Raw genomic sequence first — 15,590 nt, forward strand, 5'->3', positions numbered from 1 at the left:
GTGCTAGCGGCGAGGGAAGAACACGGCGAGTTGTTCGCCAATCCACGGAATGCGACGTACGTCTTGCTTGCCCAAGACGCGCATGGCGACGAGCAGGACAATGTACAGCAAGGTGCTAATGAAGGTGCTTGCAGTCAATAGCTGTCCAATCGAAATGTCCATAAACCAGTGCCTGGCAATGTAGGAACCGGAATAACCCATGAGAAGCATGGCGATCGCAATTTTGCCGAATTCCCGAAGGTCGATCGTAAAACCGATTTTTTTGATCAGGCTAGCAAAATGCAATAACGTCCCAAGCGTAATGCCGATATTAAGAGCAATGACAGCGCCGTGAATGCCGAATGCTGGATGAGCCGTGAAAAAAAACATAGCGACAGTTTTGACAATGGCACTGATCAGCGTATTTCGAAAGACGACCTGAGCGTAATCGAGACCTTGCAAGGCGGCGGCAAGCGGTGCTTGGAAAAACAGGAAGACGGAGAACGGTGCCAGCTCTTTTAACAGCACGCCAACCTCCCGATATTCATTGCCGTAGAGCAGGACACATAAAGGTTCTGCAAAGATAGTGAGCAAGACGGTACAAGGTGCTCCGATGACGAGTGTAATCCGCATGGCTTGATAAATGCGGCGATGCACGAGTGGAGCATTTTTTTGATAGGCAGCTTCAGCAACGGCAGGAACGAGGGAAACGGACAAGGAATACGTTAAAAAAGTAGGAAAAAGCAGCAAAGGAACGGCCATCCCGGCAAACTGTCCGTACAAACCAGTAGCAGTCGAGGTGGTAAAGCCTGCAATGACCAGTGCGTATGGCACAAGCAACGGCTCTAGCACGTAAGCAATGGAGCCGATGACGCGGCTAAGCGTGACAGGGAGAGCGACATGGATGAGTTGCGACAAGCTCTTTTTGCTTGCTGAAACCGTCATCAGAAGAGGCTTATCCAAAAGCTGAGTTGCTGCTTTTTTGCTGCCTTTGCGATACTGCCAGAGAATGTACAAGAGTCCGGCGGCTTCTCCAAAAATAATGCTGGCGACAGCCCCTGCTGTGGCGTACTCAATGCCTGCCGAAAGAAACGACATCGTCATGACAACGACCAGTGCCATTCGGACGACTTGCTCCACGAGTTGGGAGACGGCAGTAGGGATCATGTTTTGCTTGCCTTGGAAGTATCCTCGCAGGACAAGGGAAATGCCGGAAATCGGGATGACCGGAATGGCTGCAAGCAGAACGATGTGTGCACGAGGGTCTGTGAATAGCATTTCGGAAATCCATTGAGAGAACAAGAGGAGCAGGACGCAAATGAACAGGCTAATCCCGCCAGCGACCGACAAGGCTAGTAACAAAAACCGGCGAGTCTGCTGCGGATTATTAGCTGCTTCCGTCTCTGCCACTTGCTTTGCAATGGCAACCGGAAGTCCGAATGTCGTCACAGTAATCAGAAAGTATAAAAGGGGCACAACCATCTGATAAAGCCCCATTCCTTCCGCTCCGATAATGCGCGACAACACGATCCTGTGAGCAAAGCCAAACACTTTGGTGATGCCACCAGCAATAATGAGGATGACCGTTCCGTAAAAGAAGGATTGTTTCATGGAAGGCTCCTTTGCAAGGATAAATTCACTCAGTAAAGAATATGGACGTGCCGCTGTCGGCATGACTACTTTGAGGGGGAAATTGGATGGACCAAGCGCAAAAACAGGAATGGTATGGGCAAGTGGCAAGCCTTTGTGTAAGCAAGGCAGAGGAATTTGCTCTTTTGGGGTACGACAACGTGGCGCCTGAAGATGTTTGGGAATGCGTCACGAACGGCTATAAAGAAATGCCACCGATCCACCAGCTTGTCAACGACATATTGTCTCTAAAGCCAAACAAGTACATGAATTACCTCATGATACAAATGTATAAAAATTCTTAGTAATTTTATAGAAACTTCTGGTCGCCCTCTTCGTATACGTACATGTCGCGAAAAACGCAAGGGGTTGGTTACCATGGTTCACCTTTCCAGCAATAATTGACACGTTTTTTTGTACTTCGTTATAATGGGCATATTGGTTTCTCGTCTAGGACGGGACCCTGTTAGGAAAGAGGGGTATTACTACTATGATTAAATGGGGAAGATTCCTCCTGTTTCTGGTCGTTGTAGGGCTTTTGGCTACGCTCGTAGCAACAACGACCAAGCAGGTGGCAGGAAACATCACACTCGGTCTGGACCTGCAGGGCGGGTTTGAGATTCTGTATGAGGTAGAGCCTCTCGAGGCTGGGCACAAAGTTGATATCGAGCTTTTGAAATCAACAGCACACATGATTGAAAGACGGATTAACATCGGTGGCGTGGCTGAGCCAGTCACCACTACCGAATTGCCAAACCGGATTCGCGTTCAAATCGCATCACAATCAGCGGATCAGGACAAGCTTCGCGAGTTGATCGGGAAGCCTGCTCATCTGACATTCCGTGATGAACATGGCAAGATTATATTGCAAGGAAGTGACTTGGCTCCAAACGGGGCAGCAGTTGGTTATGACGACCTGAAACGCCCGCTCGTAACCCTGAAATTCTCTGACCCGAAGAAGCTAGAAGACGCCACACGTGCAAACCTGCACAAGCCAATGGCGATCTTTTTGGATGAGACGATGCAAACTAATCCGACCATTCAATCGGTCATTTCTGGTGGTAGCGCGCAAATTACTGGAAATTACACACAGGAATCGGCACAGGAATTGGCTGATCTACTGAATTCCGGTGCGATGCCAGCCAAATTGATTGAGAAGCAAGTAACCTCCGTGGGTGCTTCCTTGGGAACTCTGGCTCTGGAGAAAACCTTGTATGCAGGATATATCGGGGCTGCGCTGATCTTTATTTTCATGCTAGTTGTATACCGTATGCCAGGTATGATTGCAAACATTACCTTGGCTGGATTTACTTATTTTTGTATGGTCGTACTCGACTGGATGCATGCAACGCTGACGCTGCCAGGTATTGCTGGATTTATTTTGGCGGTAGGGATTGCCGTGGATGCCAACATTATTACCTATGAGCGCATCCAGGAAGAAATTCGTTCTGGCAAGACGGTTCTCTCTGCCTTCCGTGCAGGTGAACGCCGTTCCTTGATTACGATTATCGATGCTCATGTGACGACACTGATTGCAACGGGCGTTCTGTTTTTCTTCGGGACGAGCTCCGTACAAGGCTTCGCTGTTGTATTGGCGATGACGATTATCGTAAGTATCATTACCAACGTGTTTGGGTCCCGCTTCCTCCTCTGGCTGGTTGTCCGTTCCAACATGTTTAAAAAGCCGTTTTGGTTCGGGGTAAAGGAGAGTGAGATCCGTGAGCTATGATAAAGACCATACAGTAATCAGATTTGACATCGTGAAAAATCGCAGGAAGTTTTTCATCGCTTCCTCTGTGATTATTATCATCGGCCTTCTGTTTACGCTATTTCAAGGACTTCACCTTGGCGTTGACTTCAAGGCAGGAACTCGCTTGGATCTTTACATTGGAAAACAATTCAATCCGACAGATATAGAAGCAGTGATCAAGAAAGAGGTTCCTAATGTGAATTTCAGCGCGGTCACTCCGTACGGGGAAAATCATGGTCAGGCCTATACACGTTTTGACCAAACCATTTCATCTGACACACTGATGAAAGTGGAAATGGCTCTCAAAGCAAAATATGGTGAGCAGGTCTCGAAACAGGTTTCGTCGGTTGATCCGAGTATTGCGCAAGAGATGGTGAAAAAAGCAGGGATTGCGGTTGCGATTGCTGCTGTGGGTATTGCCATCTACATCGCGATCCGATTCCAATGGCTGTTCGGTATTGCATGTGTCGTGGGGCTTGCCCATGACGTGTTTATCCCGATTGCATTGTTCTCTATCCTCGGGTTGGAGGTAGACATTACCTTTATCGCCGCGCTTCTGACGATCTTGGGTTACTCGATTAACGATAAAATCGTTATTTTCGACCGGATTCGGGAAAACTTGAGAACGATGAAATCCAAGACAATTCCTGAACTGGAACATCTGGTAAACGTGTCACTGTGGCAAACGATGCGCCGTTCTGTATACACGGTAGCGACTGTATTCTTCACAGCTCTTGCACTGGCTGTTTTGGGAAGCGAGAGCATCCAGAACTTCTCCTTGGCCCTGCTGTTCGGTCTGGTGAGTGGTACGTATTCCTCTATCTTTATTGCAGCCCAAGTATGGGTGAATTTGAAAGAACGGAATATGAAAAAGAAAAAAGAAGGAATGTAAAGGTGGATGAAACCGCAGGGAACCCTGCGGTTTTTCTATTCTCTGTTTCTGTATTTGCTGCAGTTTGAAGCCGTATGAGAGTTTTGCATAAAACGGTATGTTTTATGCAGTTGTCAGCTTCCTGCTCCATCCTCTATAATGAATGAGGATTGGAGGAAAGCCCATGCTGAAAGCGAAAACACGCTGGAAACTGGCCACCTATGATGAGCAGCTTGCTGCTAGTATTGCCGCAGATTGCCAGCTTACTCCGCTCGTATCAAAGCTACTGGTGATACGTGGCATTGACACATCACAAAAGGCTCGTGATTTTTTGCAAGCCGGTCCAGAATTGTTTCATGACCCTTTCTTGCTGGATGGAATGGAACAAAGCGTGCATCGCATTCAACAAGCCATTCAGAGGCAAGAACCGATTTGCATATACGGCGATTACGACGCCGATGGGGTTAGCTCCACATCGCTAATGGTACATCTACTGCGCCAACTCGGCGCTGTTTTTGACTACTACATTCCCAACCGTTTTACAGAAGGGTATGGGTTACATAAAGACGCCTTGGCGCATCTGCATCAAAGTGGCTATAAACTGATCATCACTGTCGATACAGGGATCAGTGCAGTCGAACAGGTAGCGTACGCGAACCAGTTGGGTCTTGACGTCATTGTAACCGACCATCACGAACCTCCGGCAATCATCCCGGAGGCATTTGCTGTGATTAACCCCAAGAAGCCTGGTTGTTCGTACCCGTTTGATATGTTGGCGGGAGTGGGGGTCGCCTTTAAAGTGGGACATGCCTTGCTGAAGGAGCCGCCTCTGCATTTGGCAGATTTGGCTGCCTTGGGGACGATAGCGGATCTGGTTCCGTTGGTAGATGAAAATCGCATTCTGGCTCGAGCAGGATTAAAGCGCTTAAATCATACAAGGAACCTTGGTCTGCAGGCCTTAATCCGAGTATGTGGGTTAGCCGATACCGAGCTGTCTGCGGGACATGTAGGCTTTGCGCTTGGACCGCGTCTGAATGCAAGTGGAAGGCTGGAGACGGCTGAATCCGCTGTGAAACTGCTGACGACTTCGGATATGGACGAAGCAGAGAAATGTGCCCAGGCGCTGGACGACTTAAACCGTGAACGTCAGGAAATCGTCGCAGCGATGACCGAGGAAGCTGTACAGATGGTGAATGAGCTGTATCCGCCAGACCAGAACAATGTTCTCGTTTTGGCTAAAGAAGGCTGGAACGTGGGCGTGGTAGGGATTGTAGCTTCCCGATTGGTTGAGCTTTTTTACCGTCCCACGATTGTGCTTGGCATCGATCCGGAAAAAGGAACAGCAAAAGGCTCGGCGAGGAGCATTGCAGGTTTTGATATGTATGAAGGTCTGACTGCTTGCAAGGATTGGCTACCGCACTATGGCGGTCATACGATGGCAGCGGGGATGACCTTGCCTGTAGAAAATCTCGACTTATTACGCCAAAAATTAAACGAGCTCGCTGGAGAGTGGTTGTCCGCTGAAGACTTCACGCCGATGACCAAAGTGGACGTTGCGATGAACATGGAAGAGATTAGTTTGACCGCAGCGGAGCAACTCGAACAGCTCGCCCCATATGGCATGGGGAATCCAACTCCGCTCGTTTTGTTAGAAGAAGTAGAGACACAAGGTATGCGCATCATTGGGCGAGATGACAATCATTTAAAGTGTACATTGAGCAAAGCGGGGACCTCTTTGGATGCAATTGGCTTCAACTGGGCACATGTAACAAAGAGAGTAACGCCCAAGGCACGTTTTCACGTATTGGGAGAATTGTCTGTAAACGAATGGAACGGAAATCGAAAGCCTCAGCTGACGATCCGTGATTTGTCTGTTGGACATCAGCAAGTATTTGACTGGCGAGGCAGCCGTGACAAGATAGAGAAATGGCAGCAAGTGATGGCGGAGTCTAATTCGGTGACTGTTCTGTTTCGCGAGGAAAGTTATGAGCCATTGGCAGCGAAAGCAACAAGCGAACAGGTGAATTCCTTGTTCGTGGTTGGTCGAGAAGGGAATATTACAGCCTCATCCAATGTGATTTTGTATGATTTGCCGACGCGCCGTTCTGACTTGGAAGTGGTTCGTGTCTTGCTCAAACAAGCGGAGCGCATTTACTGTTTGTTTGGTGATCCGGATTTAGGAATGGAGCGGCTTTCCTGTCCGGGCCGAGATCATTTTAAACAGTTGTACCAGTTTTTCGTTCAGGTGCCAACTGTTAAAAAAATCCATATCGATGCATTGGCCAGAAAGCTGCAATGGAAAAGAAATCTATTAGACGGCATGATCGCCATCTTTATGGAGCTGGAGTTTTTAGTAGAGGAGGCCGAGCAGTATACGCTGCAGGCAAACACTGCCAAAAGGCCGCTCGAGAGCTCTGTGCTCTATGCGAATTGGAAGGAAGAGGCACAGCTTGCTACGGATTTATTACTATCTTCTTCCGATGCAATGATTCAAGCGCTTCATCAATTGGTGGAACCAACCACCGTTTAGGAGGAATTTTTCATGGATTTTAAACAATACATTCGTGTTATCCCAGATTTTCCACAGCCAGGTATTCGTTTCAAGGACATCACTACTCTGTTGAAAGATGGCCCTGCTTACAAAGCTGCGATTCAAGATTTGGCGGTCTTCGCTCGTGAAGTACAAGCAGACGTGATTGCGGGTCCAGAAGCTCGTGGATTCGTAGTAGGTGCGCCATTGTCGTACGAAATGGGAATTGGCTTTGTACCAATCCGCAAGTCTGGCAAGCTGCCATATGAATCCATCAAGGCGGATTACGACCTGGAGTATGGAAAAGATGCACTGGCCGTACACGTAGATGCGATCCAACCAGGTCAGCGTGTTCTGATTGCAGACGATTTGCTGGCGACAGGTGGAACCATTGAGACAACAATCAATTTGATTGAGCAACTCGGAGGAAAAGTAGTAGGAGCTGCCTTCTTTATCGAACTGTCCTACTTGGATGGACGTAGCAAAATAGGTGAAATTCCTGTCAAATCGCTCGTTCAATATTAATTGATGCAACAAGGAAAAACGGGTCAAATGCCCGTTTTTTTCTTTTTTCTACGACTGTACATACTTTACAGGGGAATTCAGCTTTACAAGACGAACGACATACAAGATAATAGTATGAAATAGACAGACATGATACGTGCAAGTAAGCCTTCGCCTGCGCCAAAAGACTTGGCAACGCCCAAGTTTTCTAGTCGTATAGGAAAGTTCAAGTGCTTCACAGTGCGAAATGCGTCCAGGCTTAAACTTTCCGGAGCGCATCACGAAGTGCCTCAGCTTCTGCTTCCGGCAATACTTCGGTGAAACTTTCCGCTATAATGCGGTCGCTCCTCCGTGAGAAGGCCTCGATCGAGGTTATTTTACTGAGAGGATAAGGGAAGGGAACTATGATTACCGGCATTGATGAGATAGTAAAAAAAGCAAGCACCTATTTATCACAATCGGATATGGACCTGATTACACGTGCCTATCAGCTTGCCGAAAAAGCGCATGAAGGGCAAATACGCAAATCAGGCGTTCCTTACATTATGCATCCAATCGCCGTGGCGGGAATTCTCGCAAACCTGCACATGGATGCGGTTACGATTGCGGCTGGATTTTTGCATGATGTCGTAGAGGATACCGAGATTACGCTTGATCACCTCCGTGAGCAGTTCGGACCAGATGTTGCTCTTCTGGTAGATGGTGTGACCAAGCTGGAAAAAATTAAATACAAGTCCAAAGAAGAACAACTCGCCGAAAACCACCGCAAGATGCTGGTTGCCATGGCACAGGACATCCGCGTCATCATGATCAAGCTGGCAGACCGTCTGCACAACATGAGAACACTTCGGCACATGTCCGAGGAGAAGCAACGAGAGATCTCCGATGAAACGCTGGAAATCTTTGCGCCACTCGCTCATCGCTTGGGGATCGCTTCCGTCAAATGGGAACTGGAAGATACAGCGCTTCGGTATTTGAATCCGCAACAGTACTATCGGATTGTGAATTTGATGCAAAAGAAACGGGTGGAGCGAGAAGCCTACCTGAATGAAGCTTCGGATACGATCAGAGAAAAGCTGGGCGAGTTAAACATTGAGGCAGAAATTTCGGGACGTCCGAAGCATATCTACAGTATTTTTAAAAAGATGACGAGACAAAACAAGCAGTTCAACGAGATTTATGACCTGCTTGCATTGCGGATCATCGTGAATGACATCCGCGACTGTTATGCGGTTCTCGGTATCGTGCATACCCTGTGGAAGCCGATGCCAGGTCGATTCAAAGATTACATTGCCATGCCAAAGACGAACATGTACCAATCCCTTCATACGACAGTGATTGGGCCAAAAGGTGAGCCATTGGAAGTGCAAATCCGCACGTGGGATATGCACCAGACAGCAGAGATCGGGATCGCGGCTCACTGGGCGTACAAGGAAGGCAAAAGCATCGTGCAAGGCTCGTTTGCAGAGAAGCTGGGCAGCCTGCGGGAGATTATCGAAGGTGGGTCAGAAGAAGCTCCGAACGCGCAAGAATTCATGGAGAGCCTCAAGCAGGATCTTTTCTCCGATACGGTTTTCGTCTTCACGCCAAAAGGTGATGTCGTTGAGCTGCCAAAAGGCTCTGTACCGCTGGACTTCTCCTATCGGATTCACTCTGCGGTAGGAAACAGAACGATTGGCGCCAAAGTGAACGGCAAGATTGTACCGCTCGACTACGCGATGAAAACAGGCGATATCGTCGAAATCCTAACCTCCAAGCACTCGTACGGTCCTAGTCAGGACTGGCTCAAGATGGCCAAATCCGCGCATGCCCGAAATAAAATTAAACAGTGGTTTAAAAAAGAGAAGCGGGAAGAGAACGTCGCCAAAGGTCAGCAGATGGTGGAAGCGGAGATCAAATCGCGCAGCTTTGATGTAAAAGAAGCGATGACGGAAACGAACCTGAAGGAAGCGGCAGCCCGTTTTAATTTCCAAGGTGCAGAAGACATGTTTGCCGCAGTCGGCTATGGAGGCATTACGGCTTCGCAAATTGCGACTCGTCTCCTGGACAAACTCCGTCGGGAGCGCGAAGAACAAAACCCGACCATTCCTGAGGTCAAACCGAATCCAGCAAATCGTTCTGCCAAGAGTGAGTCTGGCGTCAAAGTCCGTGGCTTGGATAATTTGCTCGTCCGTATATCTCGTTGTTGTACACCTGTCCCAGGAGACCAGATTATCGGTTTCATTACGAGAGGTCGTGGGGTATCGGTGCATCGACTGGACTGTCCGAACGTACTGACTGACGAATGTACAGAGCGTCTGATTGATGTCGAATGGGATACCGATTTCAAACATAATTTCCATGTGGAGATCGAGATCACAGGCAATGATCGGAGCGGACTGTTAAACGATGTATTGCAGGTTGTCGCTGAGACAAAGACAAATATTGCGGCTGTCAGTGGCAAGTCCGATAAAAACCGAGTGGCAACGATTCATATGACCATCTCGATTAGCAATGTGGATCATTTGTTGAAAGTAGTAGAGCGCATTAAGCGCATCAAAGATATATATTCGGTTCGCCGGATACTGAGCACCTGATCCCTCGTGGATTAGGTGTTCTTGTTTAGCGAAGAGGAAGGATGAGTCAGTGTGAGAGTTGTCGTACAAAGAACGAGAGAAGCGAGTGTTACCGTAGCAGGAGAGATCGTCGGACAAATTGATTACGGCTTAATGCTGCTGGTAGGAATTACGCATGATGACACAGAAAAAGAAGTCGAATTTGTCACAGACAAAATTGCGAACTTGCGTATTTTTGAAGATGAGGAGGGCAAAATGAACTTCTCTGTTTTAGACAAGGGTGGTCAAATTTTGTCCGTATCACAATTTACGCTGTATGGGGATTGCAGAAAGGGCAGAAGACCCAACTTCATGGCTGCCGCACGACCTGAGCAGGCTGAACCGTTGTACGAGCTGTTTAACGCCAAGCTGCGGGAAAAAGGGCTCCATGTGGAAACGGGACGCTTTGGTGCAATGATGGACGTGCGTCTGTTAAATGATGGCCCTGTCACATTGATTGTGGAATCATAAACACAACCAAGGGGATGAAATCATGGCGCTAGAAGCATTGGTTATCGGTGCGAGTGGCATGCTTGCAGAGGTCTCCCGATGGCTGGCTCGCCAAGGTTATCAAGTAACTGTACTTGGTCGGGATCCAGTCAAATTAAGTCGTATCAGAGACGGTTCCATTCATCCAGAGTCGATTCATTTACTGCCACAGGACTATCATCAAACAGACAGCTTGCGTCAGGCTATGGCCGAGCTCGTAGAGAAGAGAGGGCCGATGGATGTGGTTGTCGCGTGGATTCATTCGACTGCACCGCATGCACTCTCGGTGATCGTGGAAGAACTGTCGCGTCCTGAGAAGCACTGGCAATTGCTGCATGTGTGTGGGAGCGGTGCTTGGAAAAATTCACCGAAAGAACCTACATCAGAAGTTTGCCATTATCGACGGGTCATCCTCGGGTTTACATGTTCAGGTGAGCATTCACGCTGGCTGACGAATGATGAAATTGCGGCTGGGGTGATTAACGCTCTGCAAACAAATGAACAACAGATAATCGTTGGTCAGGTCGAGCCATGGGAAAAACGCCCGGCTTATTCATCCATATAGCGAAGTCAAATACAAAAAACGATTGCCGAATGCAATCGTTTTTGTCGTTTCAGTACGAAATCGGGTCAGTGAATGTAAGTGGCTGTTGGGAGGATTAGATTTTTGCCGATCAGGTTTGCAGAAATCGGCTTTTTCCCGATTTCTCGTGCCCATATCGAAAGTTGTCCGACATGGTGGATTTCATGAGCAATCATGTGCCGCATAATTTCACCCCATGTGTACGTAGCGATGCTACCGTCTGGTTTCGTATCCTGAAAGGCTCTTGTTTCCATACTTTCATCCCAATTGCGCAAAAATTGAAGCACATCAGGACGGAAAGTCGCCTCCAGCTCACGAACCTTTTCCAACCGTTTGTAAAGGTTGAAGCTTTCTTGAAAATCAGGCCTTCCCAACATGACTTGAATCCAGCTCCACTCTACATCAATGACATGGAACAGTGTATGCAAAATACCCCCGACACCTCCGAGGCGCGGACGAAGCAATTCTTCCAGCGGAACATCCTCACACCATTTCAGCCATTCTTCACGAACCATCCAATTGTACTCAAACATGGTCTTAATAGAAATCACTCCATTTTCAAAGGTTAACTTGTGATCACCTGCGTCCATACCGTGCGATTACTGATATTGTGATTGTTTTTCATCCGTCATCACTCCTTTCGATGCCTTATGATATTCGCAAATAATTTGGGAATTCCTGCCAGTCCTGCCTTAATGCGATTGGATAGGCCATAAAAGAACCTCCATACGAGTGAGCTTGAGCCAGCTTTTTTCGCATGGAGGTTTTAGTAAGAGAGGGATCAGCCTCCCTGATTGCTTTGTGTATTAAAGTACTGGACAATCCCTTTGAACAAACCTTCTGCCGCAAGATCCTGCTGTTTCTCAGAACGTGCGCGAATCTCATCGTTGTAGTTGGATAGGAAGGAGATCTCGGCCAAAATGGATGGCACCGGGTTTTCGCGTAGAACGAAATAGTTTCCGTACCGATAATTCATGTCCTTGTAGTTCGTCGCTTTGACCAGTTCCGTTTGAACCAGGGAGGCGAGCTTGCTAGAGTTACCTTGGCTGTAGTAGAAAATAATCGAGCCATTCGTTGCAGAGTTTGGATGCGTATTATGATGGACGCTGACAAAAATATCAGCCTGATTTTGAATCGCGATGTCGACGCGCTGTTGCAGGGTCAGCTTGCGATCATCAGCCCGTGTCATGATGACTTTGGCACCTGCCGATTCCAACTTGTTGCGCAGGAGCAGAGATACTTGCAGATTGACTGTTTTCTCTAAAGTAGAGAAGCTGGAACCCGTCGAACCGCCATCTGTGCCACCATGTCCAGCATCGACGACGATGACTTTACCGGCAAGATCATTACTGCGCACCACTGCTGGCGCACCATTCGCAGAAACGAGCCAGCCTGCAATGTAGCCTGTGGAGCCGTCAGGGAAGTTTACTTGGAACCACTCGCCTGATTTATTGGCAATCCCGTATTTCTCGCCAGGCTGTACCTGTTTGATAACATCGTGATCGGTGCTCGGACCAGAACGAACATTGGTATCTGGATTCATGATCGTCACGTATGGGCCAGTGGGAGTAGGCATGCTTGGTTGGTTCACCGTAATATGCCAGCCTGCCACCCAGCCAGTTTTTCCGTCCGCCGTGTTGATGCGGTACCAATCTTCTTGTTTTTCCAAAACAGTCAGCTTGCTTCCGACTGATAGTGTAGCTTGAATGGCACTGGTTGTGTTCGGTTCACTTCGCAGATTCAATCCGTCCGTTTTTACTGTGGCGGTTTGACTGGAAGAGGATGGTTGCCCAGTCTGAGGTTGTTTGTTTCCATTTCCATTTTCGGGTAGAGTCGGTTGACCTGTATTCGGGTTGGTTTGATCGGTGGAGAGCCAAGCATTGACTCCATCGTAAGGGAATTGAATCCAACCATTTTGTTTGTTCAAGACCGTGATTTTCTCGCCCGCATGTAGTTGACCGATAGCAGGTGTACTGGCATCCGGCGTAGCGTATACGTACGGAGCGAAATCCAAGGTTAGGCTGGCTCCTTGTACAGCAGGAGGCTTCTGTTGTGAGCCTGTTCCCGCTGGATTGGTCGTTGGGGGAGTACTACCTGTAGAGGGAGGGGAAACTGCTTGTCCCGTACCTACTTCTTTTACAAGCCAGTTTGCTACCCAGCCTTTTGTTCCTGCGTTGAGTTGAATTTGGAGCCATTCGCCACTCGTTTGCACGATAGGGTAGCGCGTACCTGGATTGATCGTTTGTACGACTGCATATGTCTGACCGGGTCCAGAACGAACATTGAGATTCGTTGTGGTGCTCTCCACTTGCTTGGCAGATACAGCTGGTGGTTTCTGTTGCTGCTGCTGTGCGCTGACGAGCCAGTTCGCTACCCAACCGCTTTGACCGTTCGGAAGCTTTACTTGAATCCAGTCATTTTTGGTGGAGATGACAGGCAGCACAGTTTTGTTCGGCAGTGTAGTGACGATAGCGTCTTGGAGGCTGGGACCTGAACGGACATTGAGCTTGTCCACTGTGACCTGAACAGAACCGGCGGCCCAGGCTGCAGAAACGGGGAGGGAAATGGCACAGACGACAGTCAGGAGACTCCTCAGGATCTTTTGACGAACAAACACGATAGACATCCTTTCCGATATACGTAGCTTTTTGAATTCATAGCGTTCTTGCATGTTTTTACCAAAATAATCACTTCGCTCTTTCTCCTGCCTTTTCCTGCAAAAAACGACAAAGTTCTGCATGACTTCCCTGATTGCTTTTCTGTAGCCAAGGCAATACTAGATTTTAGTAGACGCTAGCGAACGTAGCTTATCAGGAGGAATTCATCGTGAGACAGTCAAAGAAGGAAACATTCGCGCAAGGATTGAATCGGCAGTTTTTATCTGTCGATTTTCAAGACGATTTAGAGAAAGAAACGTCACTACAAAATGCAGAAATGGCCCAAGATTTTCATCCGGGCTTGCGGGATATCCAACACCCCAGGCAAAAACGGAAATGACCGCTTTTGCCACCTTGCACATGATGCCACAACTTGTCTAGTTGACCCGAGTAATTCTCGTCGGCTATGATGAGGAGTGGCATTTTTGAAAAAAGCAGGTGAACTCCATGATACAGATCATATGTGAGGGACACGCATTCGAGCGGGAACTCTCCTTAATTCTCGCATTATTTTATGAAGATCCAGCGCTCACTTTTGTACCTGAGTGGACAGATGGGGCAGATTTGAAAATCAAGCTGGCATTGACCGTGCATGAAAATGGAGTCGTAGCATCGGGAGAGTTATACGATGGCAAGCGAAGCATCTCCCATCAGGTGGAGCGAAACTATGTAGCACGTGATGAGAAAGCGATGAAAAAGACAGCCAAGCAAGCTCTTTGTTATGCGCTGTTATTGATGCTGGAAGAATATACAGGCATGGAGCAAGGCTGGGGAATCTTGACCGGGATACGTCCGACGAAATTGCTGCATCAGTTGAACGCCGCTGGTGTAGACAGACAGGAAGCACATAAGAGATTGCAGCAGGATGTAATTTTGCGACCATACAAGCTAAAGCTTTTGCAAGAAATCGTAGACAAGCAGCTTAGCGTCGTGCCTGATTTGTATCAGATTGACCGCGAGCTATCGGTATATATCGGCATCCCATTTTGTCCGACGAAGTGTGCGTACTGTACGTTTCCAGCATACGCGATTCGCAGTCATACGGCTTCGGTTAATCCGTTTCTCGAAGGTCTCCATTACGAGATGGAGCGGATGGGAGAGTGGCTTCGCGCGAATGACCAACGGATCACGTCCATTTATTTCGGCGGTGGAACCCCAACGAGTATTACCGCAGATGACATTAACCAGCTATTTGAGACGATGCATCGTTCGTTTCCACACATGGGAGATGTGCGTGAGTTGACAGTTGAAGCGGGAAGACCCGACACGATCACTCGCGAAAAGCTCGATGTGATGAAGCAGTGGGAAGTGGATCGGATCAGCATTAATCCACAGTCGTTCACGCAGGAGACGCTACAGGCAATTGGCCGTCATCACACGGTCGAAGAGACAATTGAAAAATACCATCTGGCTATGGAGATGGGCTTGACGAACATCAATATGGATTTGATCATCGGACTGCCAAACGAAGGCGTAGCCGAGCTGGCGCACAGCCTCCAAGAGGTAGAAAAGCTGATGCCCGCCTCTTTGACGGTCCATACGCTGTCTTTCAAAAGAGCATCTGAGATGACGCAGAACAAAGACCGCTACAAGGTCGCCAGTCGCGAAGAAATTAGCAAGATGATGGAGATGGCCTCCGAGTGGACAGCAGCGAACGGTTATGATCCGTACTATTTGTATCGTCAGAAAAACATTTTGGGAAATCTGGAGAATGTCGGGTATGCCAAGCCAGGGCAGGAGAGCATCTACAATATCATGATCATGGAAGAGGTACAAACGATCCTTGGTCTCGGCTGTGGTGCGGTATCCAAGCTGATGGCCCCAGGAAGCGGCAAGCTGACGCGCTTTCCGAATCCGAAGGACCCGAAAACGTACAACGACACGTACAAGGTTCTGGTGGATAACAAGCTCCGTGATTTGGATGAAATCTATTCGGGCGCGAGAACAGCTGGACAGGTATCTGGCAAGTAAGTGATGGATATACTTGTTCTTAATAAAAAAAGT

13 protein-coding genes are annotated in these 15,590 nt (G+C 48.2%); 10 read left to right on the forward strand and 3 right to left on the reverse strand.

The genetic code is table 11. The features are described 5' to 3' along the window. Nucleotides 1-3: 3 nt before the first annotated feature. Entirely contained in the window at nt 4-1,590 is a 1,587-nt protein-coding gene (gene spoVB, locus FO446_RS09825; RefSeq protein ID WP_173608452.1) for a stage V sporulation protein B, read from the reverse strand. Nucleotides 1,591-1,676: 86 nt separating this feature from the next. On the opposite strand from spoVB, the gene FO446_RS09830 reads away from it, so the two are divergent. From FO446_RS09830 to FO446_RS09865, 8 genes are all read left to right on the forward strand, one after another. Further along, on the forward strand, nt 1,677-1,913 hold the full coding sequence (locus FO446_RS09830) for a post-transcriptional regulator (protein ID WP_173608451.1): 237 nt from the start codon (nt 1,677-1,679) through the stop codon (nt 1,911-1,913). A 185-nt stretch (nt 1,914-2,098) separates the two neighbouring features. Further along, entirely contained in the window at nt 2,099-3,337 is a 1,239-nt protein-coding gene (secD, locus tag FO446_RS09835; RefSeq protein ID WP_173608450.1) for a protein translocase subunit SecD, read from the forward strand. Beyond that, on the forward strand, nt 3,327-4,250 hold the full coding sequence (gene secF / locus FO446_RS09840) for a protein translocase subunit SecF (RefSeq protein WP_173608449.1): 924 nt from the start codon (nt 3,327-3,329) through the stop codon (nt 4,248-4,250). Before secD ends, secF begins: the two co-directional genes overlap by 11 nt. 163 nt (nt 4,251-4,413) lie before the next feature. Next, nucleotides 4,414-6,759, forward strand: a complete 2,346-nt coding sequence (gene recJ, locus FO446_RS09845; protein WP_237900524.1) for a single-stranded-DNA-specific exonuclease RecJ — start codon at nt 4,414-4,416, stop codon at nt 6,757-6,759. Nucleotides 6,760-6,771: 12 nt separating this feature from the next. Continuing rightward, a complete protein-coding gene (locus tag FO446_RS09850; RefSeq protein ID WP_173608447.1) occupies nt 6,772-7,284 on the forward strand; it encodes an adenine phosphoribosyltransferase in 513 nt (170 codons plus the stop codon). 383 nt (nt 7,285-7,667) lie between these two features. Next, nucleotides 7,668-9,839: a RelA/SpoT family protein gene (locus tag FO446_RS09855; RefSeq protein ID WP_017247578.1), complete on the forward strand. Its 2,172-nt coding sequence runs from the start codon at nt 7,668-7,670 to the stop codon at nt 9,837-9,839. Nucleotides 9,840-9,890: 51 nt separating this feature from the next. Further along, entirely contained in the window at nt 9,891-10,328 is a 438-nt protein-coding gene (gene dtd, locus FO446_RS09860; RefSeq protein ID WP_232774102.1) for a D-aminoacyl-tRNA deacylase, read from the forward strand. Between the two features lie 22 nt (nt 10,329-10,350). Further along, entirely contained in the window at nt 10,351-10,911 is a 561-nt protein-coding gene (locus FO446_RS09865) for a short-chain dehydrogenase (RefSeq protein WP_221868865.1), read from the forward strand. Between the two features lie 65 nt (nt 10,912-10,976). Here the strand turns inward: FO446_RS09865 and FO446_RS09870 are convergent, their stop codons facing one another. Then, nucleotides 10,977-11,471, reverse strand: a complete 495-nt coding sequence (locus FO446_RS09870) for a DinB family protein (protein ID WP_173609119.1) — start codon at nt 11,469-11,471, stop codon at nt 10,977-10,979. Nucleotides 11,472-11,710: 239 nt separating this feature from the next. After that, nucleotides 11,711-13,600, reverse strand: coding sequence for an N-acetylmuramoyl-L-alanine amidase family protein (locus FO446_RS09875; protein WP_221868892.1), 1,890 nt, complete (start codon nt 13,598-13,600; stop codon nt 11,711-11,713). Between the two features lie 155 nt (nt 13,601-13,755). On the opposite strand from FO446_RS09875, the gene FO446_RS09880 reads away from it, so the two are divergent. Then, nucleotides 13,756-13,926, forward strand: coding sequence for a hypothetical protein (locus FO446_RS09880; RefSeq protein ID WP_012685602.1), 171 nt, complete (start codon nt 13,756-13,758; stop codon nt 13,924-13,926). A gap of 107 nt (nt 13,927-14,033) precedes the next feature. Beyond that, entirely contained in the window at nt 14,034-15,557 is a 1,524-nt protein-coding gene (locus FO446_RS09885) for a coproporphyrinogen III oxidase (RefSeq protein WP_237900526.1), read from the forward strand. Nucleotides 15,558-15,590: the final 33 nt, after the last annotated feature.

Source organism: Brevibacillus brevis, assembly GCF_022026395.1.
Taxonomy (GTDB): domain Bacteria; phylum Bacillota; class Bacilli; order Brevibacillales; family Brevibacillaceae; genus Brevibacillus.

Bases quoted from the DNA above. Each gene is read 5' to 3' on its own strand.
- spoVB (WP_173608452.1), bottom strand. From the start codon at position 1,590: ATGAAACAATCCTTCTTTTACGGAACGGTCATCCTCATTATTGCTGGT.
- FO446_RS09830 (WP_173608451.1), top strand. From the start codon at position 1,677: ATGGACCAAGCGCAAAAACAGGAATGGTATGGGCAAGTGGCAAGCCTT.
- secD (WP_173608450.1), top strand. From the start codon at position 2,099: ATGATTAAATGGGGAAGATTCCTCCTGTTTCTGGTCGTTGTAGGGCTT.
- recJ (WP_237900524.1), top strand. From the start codon at position 4,414: ATGCTGAAAGCGAAAACACGCTGGAAACTGGCCACCTATGATGAGCAG.
- FO446_RS09850 (WP_173608447.1), top strand. From the start codon at position 6,772: ATGGATTTTAAACAATACATTCGTGTTATCCCAGATTTTCCACAGCCA.
- FO446_RS09855 (WP_017247578.1), top strand. From the start codon at position 7,668: ATGATTACCGGCATTGATGAGATAGTAAAAAAAGCAAGCACCTATTTA.
- FO446_RS09865 (WP_221868865.1), top strand. From the start codon at position 10,351: ATGGCGCTAGAAGCATTGGTTATCGGTGCGAGTGGCATGCTTGCAGAG.
- FO446_RS09875 (WP_221868892.1), bottom strand. From the start codon at position 13,600: ATGCAAGAACGCTATGAATTCAAAAAGCTACGTATATCGGAAAGGATG.
- FO446_RS09885 (WP_237900526.1), top strand. From the start codon at position 14,034: ATGATACAGATCATATGTGAGGGACACGCATTCGAGCGGGAACTCTCC.